The 18,519-nt window shown below is 33.6% G+C and carries 17 protein-coding genes and 1 riboswitch; of the genes, 7 read left to right on the forward strand and 10 right to left on the reverse strand.

Annotation, left to right across the window (positions count from 1 at the left end; translation table 11 throughout):
- Positions 1–244 precede the first annotated feature (244 nt).
- Positions 245–493 carry a hypothetical protein gene (locus ssp1_RS11310; RefSeq protein WP_171970117.1) on the forward strand — a complete coding sequence of 83 codons (249 nt, stop codon included), beginning with the start codon at positions 245–247 and terminating at the stop codon, positions 491–493.
- A 50-nt stretch (positions 494–543) separates the two neighbouring features.
- On the opposite strand, the gene ssp1_RS11315 is transcribed toward ssp1_RS11310, so the two are convergent.
- The 3 genes from ssp1_RS11315 to ssp1_RS11325 form a co-directional block, all read right to left on the reverse strand.
- Positions 544–915, reverse strand: a complete 372-nt coding sequence (locus ssp1_RS11315; protein ID WP_002451469.1) for a Na-translocating system protein MpsC family protein — start codon at positions 913–915, stop codon at positions 544–546.
- A 112-nt stretch (positions 916–1,027) separates the two neighbouring features.
- Positions 1,028–3,601 carry a DUF2309 domain-containing protein gene (locus ssp1_RS11320; protein ID WP_118828225.1) on the reverse strand — a complete coding sequence of 858 codons (2,574 nt, stop codon included), beginning with the start codon at positions 3,599–3,601 and terminating at the stop codon, positions 1,028–1,030.
- 13 nt (positions 3,602–3,614) lie between these two features.
- A complete protein-coding gene (locus tag ssp1_RS11325) occupies positions 3,615–5,105 on the reverse strand; it encodes an NADH dehydrogenase subunit 5 (protein WP_075778228.1) in 1,491 nt (496 codons plus the stop codon).
- A 653-nt stretch (positions 5,106–5,758) separates the two neighbouring features.
- Here ssp1_RS11325 and ssp1_RS12165 point away from each other — a divergent pair.
- Together ssp1_RS12165 and ssp1_RS12170 are read left to right on the forward strand one after the other, a co-directional pair.
- Positions 5,759–5,827 (forward strand): hypothetical protein, encoded by a 69-nt coding sequence (locus ssp1_RS12165; RefSeq protein WP_219350386.1) that lies wholly within the window; start codon positions 5,759–5,761, stop codon positions 5,825–5,827.
- 65 nt (positions 5,828–5,892) lie between these two features.
- Entirely contained in the window at positions 5,893–5,961 is a 69-nt protein-coding gene (locus ssp1_RS12170; protein ID WP_219350386.1) for a hypothetical protein, read from the forward strand.
- 202 nt (positions 5,962–6,163) lie between these two features.
- On the opposite strand, the gene ssp1_RS11330 is transcribed toward ssp1_RS12170, so the two are convergent.
- Positions 6,164–6,781, reverse strand: coding sequence for a CadD family cadmium resistance transporter (locus ssp1_RS11330; protein WP_002451472.1), 618 nt, complete (start codon positions 6,779–6,781; stop codon positions 6,164–6,166).
- Between the two features lie 593 nt (positions 6,782–7,374).
- Between ssp1_RS11330 and ssp1_RS11335 the strand changes: the two genes are divergently transcribed.
- The gene (locus tag ssp1_RS11335) at positions 7,375–8,232 is read left to right on the forward strand and encodes a trypsin-like serine peptidase (protein ID WP_080496605.1); all 858 of its coding nucleotides are present in this window, start codon (positions 7,375–7,377) and stop codon (positions 8,230–8,232) included.
- Positions 8,233–8,341: 109 nt separating this feature from the next.
- Here the strand turns inward: ssp1_RS11335 and ssp1_RS11340 are convergent, their stop codons facing one another.
- The 6 genes from ssp1_RS11340 to xpt form a co-directional block, all read right to left on the reverse strand.
- The gene (locus ssp1_RS11340; protein WP_075778229.1) at positions 8,342–9,541 is read right to left on the reverse strand and encodes a GTP-binding protein; all 1,200 of its coding nucleotides are present in this window, start codon (positions 9,539–9,541) and stop codon (positions 8,342–8,344) included.
- Between the two features lie 222 nt (positions 9,542–9,763).
- The gene (locus tag ssp1_RS11345) at positions 9,764–10,627 is read right to left on the reverse strand and encodes a patatin-like phospholipase family protein (protein WP_075778230.1); all 864 of its coding nucleotides are present in this window, start codon (positions 10,625–10,627) and stop codon (positions 9,764–9,766) included.
- 131 nt (positions 10,628–10,758) lie between these two features.
- On the reverse strand, positions 10,759–12,300 hold the full coding sequence (gene guaA, locus ssp1_RS11350; RefSeq protein WP_118828226.1) for a glutamine-hydrolyzing GMP synthase: 1,542 nt from the start codon (positions 12,298–12,300) through the stop codon (positions 10,759–10,761).
- Positions 12,301–12,327: 27 nt separating this feature from the next.
- The gene (gene guaB, locus ssp1_RS11355; RefSeq protein ID WP_002451477.1) at positions 12,328–13,794 is read right to left on the reverse strand and encodes an IMP dehydrogenase; all 1,467 of its coding nucleotides are present in this window, start codon (positions 13,792–13,794) and stop codon (positions 12,328–12,330) included.
- A 36-nt stretch (positions 13,795–13,830) separates the two neighbouring features.
- On the reverse strand, positions 13,831–15,099 hold the full coding sequence (gene pbuX, locus ssp1_RS11360; protein WP_075778233.1) for a xanthine permease PbuX: 1,269 nt from the start codon (positions 15,097–15,099) through the stop codon (positions 13,831–13,833).
- Entirely contained in the window at positions 15,099–15,677 is a 579-nt protein-coding gene (xpt, locus tag ssp1_RS11365) for a xanthine phosphoribosyltransferase (protein ID WP_002451479.1), read from the reverse strand. The genes pbuX and xpt overlap by 1 nt, the downstream gene beginning before the upstream one ends.
- 267 nt (positions 15,678–15,944) lie before the next feature.
- Positions 15,945–16,047: riboswitch (purine riboswitch) on the reverse strand.
- Positions 16,048–16,260: 213 nt separating this feature from the next.
- Here xpt and ssp1_RS11370 point away from each other — a divergent pair.
- The 3 genes from ssp1_RS11370 to ssp1_RS11380 all read left to right on the forward strand — a co-directional run bounded on the left by ssp1_RS11370 (position 16,261) and on the right by ssp1_RS11380 (position 18,471).
- Complete coding sequence (locus tag ssp1_RS11370) at positions 16,261–16,668, forward strand: general stress protein (RefSeq protein ID WP_075778234.1); 408 nt, start codon at positions 16,261–16,263, stop codon at positions 16,666–16,668.
- 172 nt (positions 16,669–16,840) lie between these two features.
- Complete coding sequence (locus tag ssp1_RS11375; RefSeq protein ID WP_075778235.1) at positions 16,841–17,509, forward strand: hypothetical protein; 669 nt, start codon at positions 16,841–16,843, stop codon at positions 17,507–17,509.
- A gap of 116 nt (positions 17,510–17,625) precedes the next feature.
- A complete protein-coding gene (locus ssp1_RS11380) occupies positions 17,626–18,471 on the forward strand; it encodes a hypothetical protein (protein WP_075778236.1) in 846 nt (281 codons plus the stop codon).
- Positions 18,472–18,519: the final 48 nt, after the last annotated feature.

Below are 18,519 nucleotides of genomic sequence, written 5' to 3' on the forward strand. Positions count from 1 at the left end.
AACCATCCCTTCATTTTTGAAATCTTAATATGTATTATAACTGATTCTTTAATATTACGTACCTTATAATATTCGATTATAAAATATAAAATGAAATACTATAGCATTCTTTATTTCTAATACCTTTTGCATATAAAATATTGTATAATTGAAATAATTATAAATTTCAAATATATGACTATCACACATTAAACCTTGTACCACATACACTAATCCATTGTGCTTGATAGTAGGGAAGGCATTCATTATGAGCAAAATAATTATGATTTATCTCGCATTATTAATTACATTATTTCGCTTTTTCTTACCTATCCATCCATCATTCGAAACATTATTATTTTGGTTATTTGTCCTTTATATGATACCTATCATTTTATGTGTCATTGGTTTCAAAGGCGACAAATTAATCGCCACTATGGTTATAATTCCAAATTTATTAGGTATTATTTATCGACTATATGTCTACATTATGTATTTAATATATTTGAAATAAAAAACAGTATGACCTTTTCATTCTCGTAAGATCATACTGCTCTATAAAATTTAACCTTGGTTAATCATTTTCTCAAAATTATCTTCTAATTTAAATACAATTACTCTCTCTCCAGTAACTGTACTCAAATCACTATGAAAACTACTTACTTTGACACCAGTAATTTCATATATAAGGTCATTGAGATCATCTTGTCCTGACTCTACTAATTCAGATCTTGTGCGTTTGATATTTAACAATCCTTCACTGGTCTCACATACACGATATTCTGCAGGTGTTAATATACCTTGTAAATTGATAATGATCATATCTCTTAATATGTCTGTCTTAACCGATAATGAACCTCTACCTAAAAAATCTTTTTCCCATTGCGTGATGGCTTTACTGATTTCAGCTTCATATACACCTTTAGATTTTTTCATATAGACGACTCCTAAACATTAATTAACTATAGTTTAACATCTTATCTACTATTCGGAAATAATAGGATCATCGCTATAATCTACAATTACTTTTTAATATACCGCCTATATTTTACCAATCTTTCCAACTGTTTTTTTCATCTATGCTAGCTAGTCTCACCCATCCATGGTCCACTTTTTGTGCAAATTTCTGATTTTCATTAAGTAATCTTTGAATATGTGTGTCTGGTGCTTGAATAACAACTAATAAACGTATGGGTGAATGATAAATTTCATTATCTTGTGCCATCACTGATTGCCATGGTAAACCATACATCAAATCACTGGAGTTCCCTTGCATAACACCAAGTCCAGATGTTACAGATTGCGTTCTTTTATTACCGCTGCCATAAAAATGAGGTGCCACAGTAGATGCGTAATATTGTAAGTTAATCCATTGTGCAACAAGCGCTGGGCCTGAAATAATTGTATTCAGAATATGACCATCTTCATCTTGTGACCAATCATAATTATGCAAGAATGCACGTGCTTCTAAATTACTATTTTCAGTAATCGAACGTTTCCCAATAATAAATTCTGCATTTTTAGCCAAGCCCCATTCAGGTCTAATTTCACTCCAGTCACTTGCATATTGATATGCTTCAGCAACTGGATCTTTATGTACTTTATCTAAGTTTGGTAAATGTGCTAAACGCTCTAAATTAGACTTGTAACTCACTTGAGGCATAACTGATTCTAATAAATCAAAGGCTTGTTTTGCACTTTCAGTTAATTCTGGTACATAAATCCATTCTAATTCATCTACAGACGTTTTATGTTCGGCTGCCACAAATACAGTTTCATCTGGAATGATAATGCCATCTTCTTTAAGTGCTGTTCTGACTGATGACTGGTTACATAATATAGCTAATAACTTAGCATTGAAACCACTAGACGCACCGCCACATGCACCACATTCTAAAGAAGAATGGTATGGGTTATTATGCGATTCACTACCGTGACCGCCTAAAACGATGAGTGGTGCAAAGTCTTTGGTTAAGTCCATTAATTGTAATGCTTGCTTACTAAATTGAATTTGTTCTTCCTCTGTTAATCCGATTGGCAATTCCGAATACACGTGATGTTCACGATCAATTGATAATTTTGTCTCAGGTTTTTGAAGCCATTTCTTTGTAAAACGATGAACAAACTGTCTAGCTTGGGTAGGTATGAGTGTATTAGCAATCGTATTTATACTTAAGAATGGTCCGCTTAATTCTGGTAATAATAAACTAGGTAACACGTTATGTTTCATTAATTTAAATGTATAAAACATTGATGTAATTGTATGTTGTTGTTGTTGATAACGTTCTAGTTTATGTCGTTCTGCATATTCTTGAATTTTATATGCTGGTGGCACCATCACCGGTAAAGATTCATGCTCAAATTGAGCATCAATCACTTCTTTTTTTATAGGTAAACCAAAGAACCCAGCAATACCAATCGTTTCAAACGGTCCTTCACCTTCAAGATGGCGACGAAATGGTTCAGAACGGACATCGATACAAAATGCTAACTGCGCTTGTATCTTTTGAGACTTATTTCCAGATTGCGATTCATAAATCGTATTGACTAAGTCACGTTCATGCGTTTCTTCCCAAGCGTTAAGCCATAAATTTTGAAAATATTGACGTTGAAATAGACCCGCAAAATTAAGATATCTTAACTTTAGTTCATCTGATAGGTTAAGCCATTCTTCTAACGATAATTCCGCATAAAATATAAACGCACAAACGAATTCAATTTCTTTATGATGATGTAACTCTGATAATTGAAATTGATCTTTAGTAGTGGTTAATAATACATATTCGGTAGCTAATCTGATTGCTACATAATCTGTTAATAGCTCCCGCTCTGATTCATTTTCTTCCGCTCTGTAATACATCATCCCTGCCCATCCAGGCAAAGCCAGTAACTGACCTTCTATATAAGATTGCCTATTATCATTAGTAATATCTAACTTGGTTAATACATGATTAATTAATTCATGTGACTTTGATGGCATGTGGCGGATCAATTGTCTAGCTTCTTTAGTTAAAGCAGGGTCATGTTGTGCTAAGTGTAACCACGCTGTATAAAAGCCTTCTTCTCGTTTAGGCATCGTCCAACTCGATTGAAATTGATCTAAGTATAATTTAGACCACTTAATGATATGTACATCTACCTCATCAATTAACTTTTCATTTTTATGATTAACACGGTCCGCACCCTTAGGTCTGTGTAAATCTGTTTGCTTATTCTTTTTAATTTGATCCGGCAATGATCTCAAAATATCACGACGTATTTGATTACCTAAAAGGTGCTCTGGCACACGCTTAATATGTTGAATATTATTGATATAGCGTTTTTCAAGGTCAGTTTCAATATTAATTTCCGCCGTTTGAAGTGCATCATTTAATAAAGATTCAAAAATATCTACATCGATTTCTCCATGTTCTTTAGCATCTTCGATAGCATTGTGATTAGGATAAATATCAACATCTCTGATATCTTTCAACCAAGTTGCTACTTCGTTAAAAGTTTGGTTTTCTAAACCTTCCCAAGGATTTCTTGCCGCAAAAATCGAAATCGGAGACAACGGTGTAATAACACGTTTCGCATTTGAAACAATCATTGCTATATCATTCTGTTGTTGTGAATTAACCATATTTTTCACCCTTTTATAAATACTTTTTCAAATAATTCGGATGGCTTTCAATGGATGCAGATTTAGCTTCACCCAATTTAACTAGCCATAAATATAACACAGCAAATGTGTGTGAATTTCGATGACGTGCTACCCAAATACTTAGAATACTTCCAAATACAATGATGCCAATACTTAATATACTGCTTAGTAATGGGGGATGTGTCACACTAATATGCACTGTGTTTAATAAATAATTAAAGAAATGATGTGTCACGATATACACTAAGGCAACAATAACAATCATGCCGATACCAATTACTTTGCCCATTGCAGATTTACTAAAGGCAACGAGTTGATTCCATGACACCATTAATGACCATGCTAAAATAAGTGCACTAATTAATTCATATGCGCTATGATCACTATTGAACCAAAAAGCAAATGCAATCACTACTGCTAACAATCTGCCAAGTACAATCCAACTATATGATTGCTTAGCTGTGAGTGGTGTAGGAATATTAAATCTACCCACAACAGAACCAGATTGTAAAAATAATGTAGCTTTAAATACACCGTGCAATACTAGATGTATAATAGCTGCTGTATATGCACCTAATGCACATTGCACTAACATAAAGCCCATTTGACTCATCGTCGACCCAACAAGTTGCCGTTTGTAGTCAACATGAACAAGGCTTATCCCTGAACCTAACAATACAGACACACTCGCGATGAATAACAACACTGTAATCGCGATTGGGTTGTCAAATACTGGAGAGAAGCGTGTTAATATAATACCCCCAGCGTTTACAATACCTGCATGCATAATTGCTGATACAGGTGTAGGCGCCGCAACAGATTCTATCAACCAACTTTGGAAGGGAAATTGAGCCGCTGGGATAATCACAGCAAGCACAATAAATAAATCAATAATCAATTTCAGACCAAAAGACAGGTGACTATAATCAACAGCTACTGCGTCGATATACCAATGACCAGTTGAAACAAATAACAATAGCACGGCAATCACTAGTGATAACCATCCAACGATAAACAGTTTAGCTGAAATTTTCGCCGCTTCATGCGGCACTTTCCAGAATCGATTGACCCTGATTAATAAAGTCAGACACAGCAACGTTGCACCCCAACTTAAAACCATTAGTCTTAGATCCCCACTTAACCAAGCGACAGACGCAAATACAGTAATGAGTGTAAACAGTGGAAAGTATTGTCGATAGTTTTTATCACCAAGCAAATAACGTACACAAAACTTTTGTATAATAAACCCTAATATTAAAATAAAACTTCCCATTAACCACGCTAATTTATCTAACGTAAAAGGTCCGATGATTATTGGATTATTTACTGTAAATAATCCAATTAGGCCTACTATGATTGGTAAAACAATAATATACATATGTATCTTGATATATTGCGTAGGAATCGAAGCAGATAAAAATATTAATCCGCTAATCATTGCTAGCAACAGTGTAATAAGAAACAAAATTAAGAGTACACTCATACTGACTCTAGATACCTCCTTGATAAAGATTCGATCATTTAAATTTATGTATAATAAAAAGCCTACAATAGTCACTTCCCCAATTTTTACAAATGAGAAACTTGCTACTGTAGGCTTCATTTTAACTTGAAATATTATCATTAAGATTTCAACATTCAATACTAAAGCATACATTCTCTATCTAAAAAGTATGTATCTTAATGTACTATCTATGTTAAAATCCTTCATTTACTTGATTGATTCTATTTCCATTTAAAAAGCTACCTGCTTATCAATATATCCGTTCAAACGTTAATTACTCCTTGTCTTTCGACATACACTAAAAAATAATTAGCATACATCGCTAGCTAAGGCTTAATTTTACTTTTGAGCATAACAATATAAATATAGTTGATTCTATTTATTATGTCAAACTTCATACAAATCAAGTGACTTCCCTCTAAAAAAGCCATTATATTACAACTTTAAAACAACTTTGTAAAGTGATTGTAAACGATTCCAACACAGTACACACTTAGGCATGAAAGACTGTACTGTTTTCATATAAACGAACCACTTATGACCTCTAACATACGAGTTAGGAAATTTCACCACATCTACTGAATATCCTCGTTACAATGTAATTAACAAATCAATCGAGGGAGGTAATTATCATGGGAATCATTTCAGGTATTATTTCTTTAGTTAAAACAATCATCGACCTTGTTAAAGGTAACAAATAATTCACCTTATTACTTGCTACACAAACCTAGATTTCACTAAAAATTTGAATTGGAGGGATATTATCATGGGAATCATTTCAGGTATCATTTCTTTAGTTAAAACAATCATCGACCTTGTTAAAGGCAACAAATAATAAGATGACTTCAAAACTTGTACAAACCCAAAATAAACTACAATTGATAGAAATGGGGGACTAAATCATGGAAATCGTAACAAGCATCATTTCAATCATCAAAACAATCCTTGGTTTCTTCAAATAATAAATCATGATACATAAAAGAGGTGGGACTTATTCCCACCTCTTTTATTTTTGGCCGAGAGCATCTATTGCATAGTTAAAATATAAAATGAAATAGTGTAGTTAGCGTATCATTTTCAACTATAATAAAGATTCCGAGAGCTATATAAACAACTGCCATAATCCAACGATTAAATTTTTCAACGATTTCTCCAATATCCTTAATATCGGCTAACCGTTGTGCTGTATAAATAAGTACAAAAATAAGAATCACGAATACAATGAGCGTCACAATAAGCTGACTGAAATTTAAAGACACAAAGTAAGGTACAAACAAACCAATATTATCTGCACCACAACTTGCTATCGTTACCAGAGCAACAATCCCCACTAATTTTGACAAACCCTTATCATTTAAAGCATCTTTTGCTCTTTTTTCTCCTTCACAATCATCAAAAATAGCAACTTTAATGCCCAAATAAATGGGTATTAAACCTAATAATCCAAGCATCCATTTTTCAGGAACATAGTGTAATACAAAAGCAAAAAATAAACTAATAATAATTAACGTCATCGATCCTAAAAATTGGCCTATATAAATATCTCGATATTCCTTTTTAGTATGTGCTCTAGCGAAATAAATTAATAAAATGACTAACAAATCTATGGCAGTTGCCGTGTATAAAACTATCGCTGTAAATATAATTGAAAGCATCCATATCACACTCCATCTATACATAGCTATTGTACATCATCTCTGTTTATTTTTTTAAAATCTATGATAGATGACATAAAAAAAGAGATTAGAACAAAAAGAAACGCCCCACTTTATAAGAAAAATGTGACATCTCGATATCAGGATTTCCCCCGATTAGCTCACAATACGTCAAATTTTTAGAAGCATCTAGTTTAAATGTAACGTTTAACACATCGTTAAGGTCTAATGAAACCTTGAGGAGCTTTATTCTAACCTCTCATTGGATAAAATGATTTTTCTTTATAATAAAAATTATCATATCTATATAAGAAAAGATATAGATATTTCGTGAAATTATTTGGTAACACCATATTTTTGATATATAAACATGTAGATGGGCACTATAGTTGAAAGGATTAATATTTGAACCTTTATCCTAAAATTAACAAATAATCATTTTATTAATATCATTAAATAATTATAAAAAGATTTGCGTTTTCTATTGTAATACAACTTATTTCGCATATAATTGGGGATAACAAAGTTTAAAAATGGATAAACACATATTTTAAATGATTTCATACTAACCAATCACAAAGGGGATTTATATTTTGCCATATTTCAAACCAATTAAAACAATGATTTGTAGTACATTAATCGCTTCACTTGCAATGTCTACAACAGCCACACTGTCAAACCAGGCACATGCAGATACAGATTATTACTATCGTGATGGATTAAATTATCCTTCAGATCAACAAGCATATCAAAAAGCTAAAAAAATTAGTAAAAGTTCGATTAGCATTCAACATTATACGAAAGCGAATCAAAATAATTTAAAAGCCATTGGTCGTGTATCTAACATGAACGGTCATAAAGGGAAAGGTAAGGATTCGATGGGAACAGGCACTGTAATTGGTGATCATACTTTAATTACCAATGCACATGTCATCGATGATAAAAATGGAAAAGCTGCTTCCGCTAAATATATTACTTTCGCAATGAATCGTGACGGCAAGCATATCCCATACAAATTCCATGCATCTAATGTTAAAAAACTACCGCATTATGATATTGCTATTGTACATACTAAAGAAAAAATGTCTAAATATGCTAAGCCTATTCGTATCGCATCAGATAAAGAAATCAATAGTCTAAAATTTAATACACCACTTTATTCACTAGGCTACCCTTGGCAAAATGGTGATAATACGAAAGCCTATTACAGTCAATTAAGATTCACACAATTTTCAGCCAATGGTACTGAAATAATGACTAAAGATATCTTTAGAGCAGGTGCCTCAGGTTCTCCAATGTTAGATAGTAAATATTCAAAAATTTATGGTCTACGTACTTATGGTTATAATTTATGGAACAATTCTACTGACAAATATGCCAAACAAGAGATGGCTGGCGGTGAATCTTTTAAAGGTAAAGCAGGTCAATTTGTAAAAGATAATATTAAATAATATCAAAAGGTACGCAAATCACTACAATTATCATTTAAAGTAGTATCATTGCGTACCTTTATTTTTATATGTTTTTTTCACGTGAAACTTTTTGATTCATCCATTGTAATTATTGTTGTGTGATAGTCCAATGATATGGGTCTGAAAATTGTGACCAATCCGCATCGATTTCACGACTATCTAATAAACACTGATCTAGTGATTTAACAATCTCTTCTTTCTCTAAATCTGTCCCAATAATCACAAATTGTGTATGTCTATCTCCATATTCTATATCCCATTCTTCAGCAACATCAGGACGTTCTTCCAGAATACTCTCCTGTTGAGCCTTTGACATACTTGCTACCCAATACGTCACTGGATGAATCGAACATGATGATCCTGCTTGTGATAACAGGCAAGCGACATGATTATATTGCGCTAACCAAACAATACCTTTGGCCCTTACAATATTATCTGGCATTTGTTCTAACCATGCATTAAATCTTTCGGCATGAAATGGAAGTCGACGGCGATATACAAATGAAGAAATCCCATACTCTTCTGTTTCTGGTGTATGTTCAGCATGTCCACCTTCTGTTAATTCTTTAATCCACCCTGCAGACTCACTCGCCTTTTCAAAATCAAAACGCTGTGTATTCAATACTTCTTTTAAATCGACTTCTGAATTAACTGTTTTAATGATCTTAGCATCCGGTTGTAATGTAGTTAAGATTTGTTCTAAACGTCCCAATTCTTTTTCGGAAACTAAATCTGTTTTATTAATAATCATTACATCACAAAATTCTACTTGGTCAATCAGTAAATCAGCAATCGTTCTTTCATCTTCATCACTTACACTTTGATCACGATCCATTAATAAATCTTCTGAATTGATATCATTGATAAATCGATTTGCGTCGACAACTGTAACCATCGTATCTAACCTACAAATCGCTGTTAAATCAATACCTAATTCTTCATCTATATATGAAAATGTCTGAGCCACTGGTACAGGTTCAGAAATACCTGTAGATTCTATAACAATTTGATCGATGCCACCTTTTTTAACAATACGTTCAACTTCTTTGAGTAAATCATCTCTTAATGTACAACAGATGCAACCATTAGATAACTCTACTAATTTTTCATCCGTACGTGACAAGCCCCCGCCTTCTGCCACTAAGTCTTTATCAATATTAACTTCACTCATATCATTTACAATAACTGCGATACGTCGTCCTTCTCTGTTTTGTAAAATATGATTTAATAATGTCGTCTTACCAGAACCTAAATATCCACTTAATACAGTTACTGGAATTTTAGCCATAATATACGCCCTCTCTTATTTGCAAATAGTAATTATTACGTTTTACATTTTATCGGATTAATTACGATTTATCAATAATGATTTTTATCTTAATAGGACTATTCATCATATTATTTTTACAAATATAAAAGGCATAGTCTTAAGCATCTAGGATGTTTAACTCCCCTAAATACTTTTAACTATACCTTTCAATACAAAGAATAATATATTATATCAATTCATCTATGTGTTTAAAAAAGATTTTAATTGTTCATAATCTGCAGCACCTTGTTTAATGGCTGCTTGTGCTATTTCTTCTCTCATATCAGCATTCACAGTATTATATTGATAAACTTGTAAAATTGACACCACTTCGTCACTAGGTTTTACAACATAAATATCTTTCCCATCAGCTTTCATTTGTTCTACGAGTTGGTCAAGCGCATATGGTGTTTCAATTGGTAAGTTAGTAGTTATCACAATCACTTTATCTACATCATCAACGACATCCGGATTTTCCATTGAATAAGACCCACCATCATAATAGTGGTATCCACTAATTGGAATCGGTTGCCATATGCCTTGTAACGCAGAACTCGCTGCTAGTGCATCTATTAATGCTACACCAGATTGTGCATTAAATACTTTACGTTCAGATGTCTCTAATTCTGTTGCGACAATATTTAGTTTGTCATTCCATTCTAACGGCACACTACCTAAACGATGTCTAATCATATCACGACGTGCGTCTAGTGATACATTGGGTTGAGTATTTTTAGAGATTTCTCCCATACCATCAACCCAAGCCTTAGTTGATTTACTTTCTTTCGCTAATTGATCAAACGCTTGGAATAATTCTCCCATTTCTTTATCAGAAATAGGTGTTGTTTCATTAACCTTTTCAATAATTTGTTCCTGCCAAATTGTATCCCAATCAATCATCGACGATATCGTTGTACTTACTTGAGACCCTGCAGATGTACCAATGATATAATCCACAGTTCTTAAATCGAGTCCTTTGTCAAATAAACCTTTTAAATATCCAATGTGAAATGCGATACCATAATGACCGCCACCACTTAATACTAATGCTACTTTTGAATTCATATGAATTAACCTCTTTATCTTTTATATTCGCTTACAATTGTAACTGGTAATTAGATGTAGGTAAATTTTTAAGTATTGTAGTATAAAAAAAGTCCTCAAACCTATAAGGTTGAGGACTATATCATAATATCTTATTCCCATTCTATTGTACTAGGTGGCTTAGAGGTAATATCATAGACAACGCGGTTAACATGATCCACTTCATTAACGATTCGGCTTGAAATCTTCTGTAAGACTTCCCAATCGATACGCGCAAAGTCACTTGTCATACCATCAATTGATGTTACAGCACGGATACCGACAGTGTGATCATATGTACGGTAGTCTCCCATAACACCTACAGATTGAATGCCTGGTAATACAGTGAAATATTGCCAAATGTCTCTTTCAAGACCTTCTTCTCGCACTACTTCTCTTAAAATAGCATCTGATTCTCGTACGATTTCTAATTTATCTTCCGTAATTTCACCAAGCACTCGGATACCTAAACCAGGGCCTGGGAATGGTTGTCTCCATACTAAATGCTCAAGAATACCTAATTCGATACCTAATGCACGTACTTCATCTTTGAATAACGTATTAATCGGTTCGATAAGTTCAAATTCCATATCTTCTGGTAAACCACCCACATTATGGTGAGATTTAATTGTTTGAGCTGTTTTTGTACCTGATTCAATCACATCTGTATAAAGCGTTCCTTGGGCTAAGAAGTCTACACCCTTTAACTTAGATGCTTCGTCATCAAATACATAAACGAATTCATTACCAATAATTTTACGTTTCTGTTCTGGATCTGATACACCAGCTAATTTTTTCATGAAACGATCTTGTGCATTCACACGAATAATATTCATGTTGAAACCTTCACCGAATTGTTCCATAACCATGTCGCCTTCACCTTTACGAAGTAATCCATGGTCAACAAAGATACAAGTCAATTGATCACCTATTGCTTTGTGTAATAGTACCGCTACTACAGATGAGTCAACGCCACCACTCATCGCACATAATACTTTACGGTCTCCTACACGTTCACGAATTTTTTCGATTTCAATTTCGATAAAGTTTTCCATTGTCCATTCGCCTGTACAATTACAAACACGGCGAACAAAGTTTCTTAAAAGATCATTACCGTATTCCGTATGACGTACTTCTGGATGGAATTGTACGCCGTAGATACGACGTGATTTATCTTCAATAGCAGCATAGTTTGTACTTGGACTATCTGCAATCACTTCAAAGCCTTCTGGAATTTCAATGACTTTATCTGAGTGGCTCATCCATACAGTTTGTTCTGATGGTAAACCGAAGAATAACTCGTCAGATTTTGCATTAATAATTGCTTTACCATACTCACGCTCATTAGCACGTTCCACTTTTCCGCCTAATAATTTAGTCGTTAGTTGCATTCCATAACAAATACCTAATACAGGGATACCTAAATTATAAATTTCTGGATCAATAGTGAATGAACCTTCTTCATAAACTGAATTAGGACCCCCAGATAATATAATACCTTTAGGATTCATACGTTTAATTTCTCCTATAGAAATTTCATGGTCGTGCAATTCGCTATATACACCCATTTCACGTATACGTCTTGTGATTAATTGATTGTATTGGCTACCAAAGTCTAGGACAAGAATCAACTCTTGCTCTTTCGCCATTTCCATAATTGTCGTTCTCCTTTAAATCTATAGTTAGAATGAATAGTTTGGTGATTCTTTAGTAATTTGAACATTATGTGGGTGACTTTCTGCTAAACCAGCAGGTCCCATACGTGTAAATTGTGCTTCTTCTCGTAACGTTTCTAAATCTTTAGAACCAGTGTAACCCATACCTGATCTTACACCGCCCATAAGTTGATAAATTGTATCTTGTAAAGGCCCTTTGTAAGCTGTACGTCCTTCAATACCTTCGGGTACAAATTTCTTAGGTGTTTTGTCTTCTTGGAAGTAACGGTCGTTTGAACCTCTTTCCATTGCACCTAATGAACCCATGCCACGGTATACTTTGTATTGTCTACCTTGGAATACTTCAGTTGCGCCTGGGCTTTCTTCAGTACCTGCTAATAGACTACCTAACATAACAGCATGTCCACCAGCTGCTAACGCTTTAATAATATCACCTGAGAACTTAATACCACCATCAGCAATAATCGCTTTACCATGTTTACGTGCCTCAGTTGCACAATCGTAAACAGCTGTGATTTGTGGTACACCTACACCTGCAACAACACGTGTTGTACAAATTGAACCTGGACCGATACCAACTTTAACAACATCTGCACCCGCTTCAAATAAATCTTTTGTCGCTTCTGCAGTCGCAACATTACCTGCTACTAATGTAATTTCAGGGAATTTATTTTTAATATGTTTAACTTGTTCAATAACACCTTTTGAGTGACCATGTGCTGTATCGATAACAAGTGCATCCACACCTGCTTCAACTAATTTTTCTGCTCTAATGTCAGTATCTTTAGAAATACCGATTGCTGCCGCTGCTAGTAATCGACCATTAGCATCTTTAGCCGCATATGGGAATTCAAGCACTTTTTCAATATCTTTAATAGTAATTAATCCTTCTAAACGACCATTTTTTACTAGAGGTAGCTTTTCAATTTTATGTTCTTGTAAAATTGCTTCTGCTTCGTCTAGAGTCGTACCTACTGGAGCTGTGATTAAATCTTCTTTTGTCATAACATCTGAGATTTTAATTGAAAAATCTTCAATAAAACGTAAGTCACGATTAGTTAAAATACCTACTAACTCTCTGTCATCTAAATTATTTACGATTGGCACACCTGAAATACGATATTTACCCATTAAAGCTTCTGCTTCATATACGCTTTCATCAGGTGTTAAATAAAACGGATTACTAATAACACCATTCTCTGAGCGTTTTACCTTTTGTACTTCGTCAGCTTGTTCTTCGATACCCATGTTTTTATGGATAACGCCTAGTCCACCTTGTCTTGCCATCGCAATAGCCATTTTAGATTCTGTAACTGTATCCATACCCGCAGAAATAACCGGGATGTTTAATTTAATTTTATCTGACAAGCGAACACTCAAATCAACATCACTTGGTAACACGTCTGATTGAGCTGGAATTAATAATACATCATCGAATGTTAATGACTCTTTAGCAAACTTATTTTCCCACATTTAAAAACAGCCTCCAATATTATATAGTTTGTTCTATTATTTCACATTTTCTTCACTTTGTTTATAGTTTATACCATTAAAAAAGAAATTTAAGATAATTGCAGAGATAGCGCCTAACACGATACCATTTTGAGTTAACCATGCAAATTGTTCCCCTAAACCTTTAAACGCTTGAGGTACGGCACTAATACCAGTACCTAAACCTACAGACACTGCTATAATTAATAAGTTATTTTGGTTGGCAAAGTTAATATTACCTAAAATACTAACACCGTATGCCATTACCATACCAAACATCGCTATCATCGCACCACCTAAAACTGGTAATGGAATGATATTAGCTAAGGCACCTAGTTTAGGAATACAGCCGCATATCAGTAATAAAATCACCATGCCATAAATCACTTTATTTTTCTTAGCACCTGATAAAGATACTAAACCAACATTCTGTGAATATGCTGTATAAGGGAAAGCATTAAATAATGACCCAATCACAATCGCAAGACCTTCCGCAGTGTAACCTTTTCGAAAATCTTTTCGCTCTAATCTCCTCCCAGTAATCTCACTTAATGCGTGATAGACACCAGTAGATTCGATCAAACTCACTATAGCGACAATAAAGAACACTAAAGTTGCGCCTACATCAAAACCAAAGCCTGAAAAACGGAACGGCACAGGAATGCCTACCCAGTGCGCTTCACCTACTTGCTTAATATCTACAAGACCAAATATTGCTGCTAACACTGTCCCAATAATTAATCCAATTAAAATTGCGATTGATTTTAAAAATCCTGTCGTAAACCGTTGTAAAATCAGTATCACAATGAGTGTCACCCCACCTAATACTAAATTCTTTGGATCACCATAGTTTTTAGCACCTTCTCCACCAGCTAAATAATTCATTGCCACTGGCATTAAATTGATACCAATAATCGTCACAACACTTCCTGTCACGACTGGTGGAAAGAACTTAACTAAATGAGAGAAGAATGGTGCGATGATAATTACTAAAATACCTGATAAAAATAATGAACCATATAATACGCCAAGTCCTTTTGTCTGTCCAATTAAAATCATGGGTGCTACCGCTGTAAATGTACACCCCAATACAATTGGTAATCCGGTACCTGTAACTTTGTTCACTTGTAAGAATGTCGCTATACCACACATAAAAATATCAACTGTTACTAAATATGCAATCTCTTCTGGTGTGAATTTCAAACTTGTTCCTACGATAATAGGAACTAAAATCGCTCCGGCATACATCGCTAATAAATGTTGAATACTAAGAATGAAATTTTTCATTAATTTTCACCCAATAACGTCACTTTATTACCTTTTAATGATGCTACTTTACATAAAGATGATACGTTTAGACCTTCTGCTTCGAGTCTTTGTCTACCATTTTGGAAGCTTTTCTCAACAACGATACCAACACCTGCTGTTTTAGCGTTAGCTTGTTGAACAATATCGTTCAAACCAAGAGAAGCATCGCCATTTGCTAAGAAATCATCAATAATTAAGACAGTATCGTCTTCCCCAAGAAATTCTTCAGAAACAATGACTGTGCTTGTTTTATTTTTAGTAAAGGAATGAATATCTGTTTGGTAGAATCCATCCTTTAAAGTACTTGGCTTAGCCTTTTTAGCAAATAAGCAAGGTACATCAAAATGGAATGCTGCCATTATTGCTGGAGCAATACCAGATGCTTCAATAGTTAATATCTTTGTAATACCTTCATTCTTGAATTGATCAAAGAATGTTTGCCCTACTTCATTCATTAACTTTGCATCAATTTGATGATTTAAAAATCCATCTACCTTTAATATCTTTTCATCGATGACTACACCATCTTCTTTTACTTTACGTCCTAACGACTCCACCCAGAAAACCTCCTCAATATTATGTAATCCATAGACTTGTTGATACAAAAAAATCCCCAAACTTTTAATAAGTTTCAGGATCTATGAGGGAACGTGCAATACATTGCGTATAATTGCAAATAAAGAAGTAGATACGCCAAATTAATCGATAATTAAAAATGTATACATTTAAATACAGTGGTTCCTTTGTAAGTCATTTAAAGAAACTTATATCGATGACACATTACACTAGTCCTTCGTGTTGTTTGAACGATTTAAACTGCTCCTAAGTATTGAATTGTTACCCATAGTCATGTCGTTCAAGGCGACATGGTAGAAACTTCTAAAGCCATATTCTTCAGATTATATGAGTCATATAAATTATTTTATGATGATAGCAAATTTTAGCTACTTTTTCAATAACTATTAAATACGATCATCGTTGAATTAACAGTATTTTATACTGAAAGCGTTTGACATATAATTTAAAATTAAATTAGGTAGATAAAGTAGTAAAATTATATATTTATATAAACAAAAGTTTTATAATTAAATGGTAAGGGTATAGATTTTGAAAGTAGAGAAAATATAAGGGGCGATAATCATGGCAGAAATTACAGTAGTAAAAGACAAATCTGAATTATACAACGTAATTAACCAAAAGAAATCTGAAGGCTATTTAGAAAGTGAACTTGCGGTTATAAGTCGTTCAAAATTACATTTAGATGATTTACATGACTCTCAAGTTAGTTTAATCGCTACTAGCGGATCATTTAGTGACCGTATGTCTAGATTACTTATCGGTGAAGATGGCGAACAAGCTGTTCTTACTAGATACGATTTAACTGATGAAGAAATTGAAAATCATAAGCAAGATATTCTAGACAACAAAATTTTAGTTGTTGCAAGACGCGACCGTAGTTCTCATAATGAAGTAGAAGAAAATAATGCAGCCTATGAAGAACTTGATATTACACATTATGCTGCTGAATCTAAAGGCCCAAAAGCTTAAAACAATCCCGTCAAAATGAAATGGATATAAAAAGAACACCATAACTTGTACGCTAAGCCGTTTAAGTTGTGGTGTTTTACTTTACTATCATAAACGTCACTATATTAATTTATCCATTTATAGAAATAAACTTATGCTATAATTTAAAAAATATATTTTTGGGGGTGCCGTGATGGAATTTAAAGCAATAACGTCTGTTAAAAATCCATTTTTCAAAGAAGCATTACAAATTTATGACTCAAAGTTAGATATTAGTCTTACCGAAGACAGCCATATTTTCAAACAATCATTAGAAAACAATAAAACCGAAAAGGATTATGCCTTTATCGTTGGTATTGAGAACAATGAAGTGATTAGCATGGCAACAGCACATTATGAAGCGACTACTAATTCCGCTTTCCTTATATATCTTATCACCAAAAATAAAGATAATCATGACGAAGTCATGTCTATGACCCTAGATAAAATCGAGGAACAACTCAATGTCTACGCTAATGAAATTCATGATAGAAACATTAACTTTATAATGATGGAAGTGCCTAAAGAACCCTTAACAACTGATGAAGAAACAAACAAAGTGCTTGAGCGTCGTCGACAGTTTCTCTATGAACATCAATTTGAAAAACAAAGTGAAATTGATTATATCCATCCCAATTATACAACCGACGATAACCCTAAAGACATCGACTTATTTATCAAAGCCAATATTGTCTTATCTAAAGATATTTATGGTACAAGTGTGAAGTCTAATTATATTTTGAAATATGTCTTTGCTAATGGCATTTCAAGAGAGATTATATACCCTCTACTAGAACAAATGAATTTAAGAAGTCCACTGTAACATGACTTGAAATCAACTATGATTAACGGTAAACTATCATATGAGGTAAGACTGACGTTTCACTAACCGAAGACAAACGTCAGTATACATAAACCATATATGAAAGGACTTTATTAATGTTAACTAAAGAATTCGCACAACGCGTCGAGCTAAGTGAAAAACAAGTCCGTAAAATCGTCCAACATTTAGAAGAACGTGGCTATCAACTTAGTAAGACAGAGTACCGTGGACGTGAAGCTACTGATTTTAAAGAAGAAGATATCGAATTATTTAAAGATATCGCAGATAAAGTAAAACAAACGAATAGCTATGATTTAGCATTTGAAGAACTTGAAAAGGAAAAAGACTTCCTGCAAGTATTAGTAAAAGAAGATAATAGTCAATTACCTACTGATCAGAATATTTCACAACTTGTTGAAGACTTACGTAGTGAAATTCAAAAAATGCGTGAAGAACGTCAAATGTTAGGCCAAATGATTAGTCAAGTGCACCATCAACAACAGGAACTTAAAGAGTTACAAAATCAAATCACATCTAAGATTGATGCGAATACTGAATCATTAAAAGCGATTCAAACAACTCAAGATGCAATCCAGTCAACACAGCAGTCTCATACTAAAAAGTTAGATGAACAACAAGCTATCGCTTCTGAGTCAAGTGCAAGTCATCAGTCAAGCCAAAGTCACCAACCTAAACAATATACTTCACCTTCATCAAGTGAAAGTAATTCAGTAGCATCTACTTCTACTTCAACATCTCATCATTCAAATAGTTTGAGTAATGTTGACGAAGCGACTAAAAGTGAGAGCACTTCACTAAGTACATCTGAACAATCAACATCACACACTACTTCAGAGTCTCAAGTTACAAATAATCATACTGAGTCACAATCATCTCCTCTAGGCCATCCAGAACCTAAGGAAGAGAAAAAAGGCTTTTTCGCAAGATTATTTAACTTATAGTAAATATAAGGTGGGGTATCGGTTAAGACAAAAGTGTATCACTTTAAG

It is taken from the genome of Staphylococcus sp. M0911 (genome assembly GCF_003491325.1).
Classification (GTDB): Bacteria; Bacillota; Bacilli; order Staphylococcales; family Staphylococcaceae; genus Staphylococcus; species Staphylococcus warneri_A.

Coding starts and splice junctions, on each gene's coding strand:
- ssp1_RS11380 (WP_075778236.1), top strand. CDS start 17,626: ATGTTAACTAAAGAATTCGCACAACGCGTCGAGCTAAGTGAAAAACAA.
- ssp1_RS11325 (WP_075778228.1), bottom strand. CDS start 5,105: ATGAGTGTACTCTTAATTTTGTTTCTTATTACACTGTTGCTAGCAATG.
- ssp1_RS11345 (WP_075778230.1), bottom strand. CDS start 10,627: ATGAATTCAAAAGTAGCATTAGTATTAAGTGGTGGCGGTCATTATGGT.
- guaB (WP_002451477.1), bottom strand. CDS start 13,794: ATGTGGGAAAATAAGTTTGCTAAAGAGTCATTAACATTCGATGATGTA.
- ssp1_RS11375 (WP_075778235.1), top strand. CDS start 16,841: ATGGAATTTAAAGCAATAACGTCTGTTAAAAATCCATTTTTCAAAGAA.
- guaA (WP_118828226.1), bottom strand. CDS start 12,300: ATGGAAATGGCGAAAGAGCAAGAGTTGATTCTTGTCCTAGACTTTGGT.
- pbuX (WP_075778233.1), bottom strand. CDS start 15,099: ATGAAAAATTTCATTCTTAGTATTCAACATTTATTAGCGATGTATGCC.
- ssp1_RS11370 (WP_075778234.1), top strand. CDS start 16,261: ATGGCAGAAATTACAGTAGTAAAAGACAAATCTGAATTATACAACGTA.
- ssp1_RS11315 (WP_002451469.1), bottom strand. CDS start 915: ATGAAAAAATCTAAAGGTGTATATGAAGCTGAAATCAGTAAAGCCATC.
- ssp1_RS11330 (WP_002451472.1), bottom strand. CDS start 6,781: ATGCTTTCAATTATATTTACAGCGATAGTTTTATACACGGCAACTGCC.
- ssp1_RS11340 (WP_075778229.1), bottom strand. CDS start 9,541: ATGGCTAAAATTCCAGTAACTGTATTAAGTGGATATTTAGGTTCTGGT.
- ssp1_RS11320 (WP_118828225.1), bottom strand. CDS start 3,601: ATGGTTAATTCACAACAACAGAATGATATAGCAATGATTGTTTCAAAT.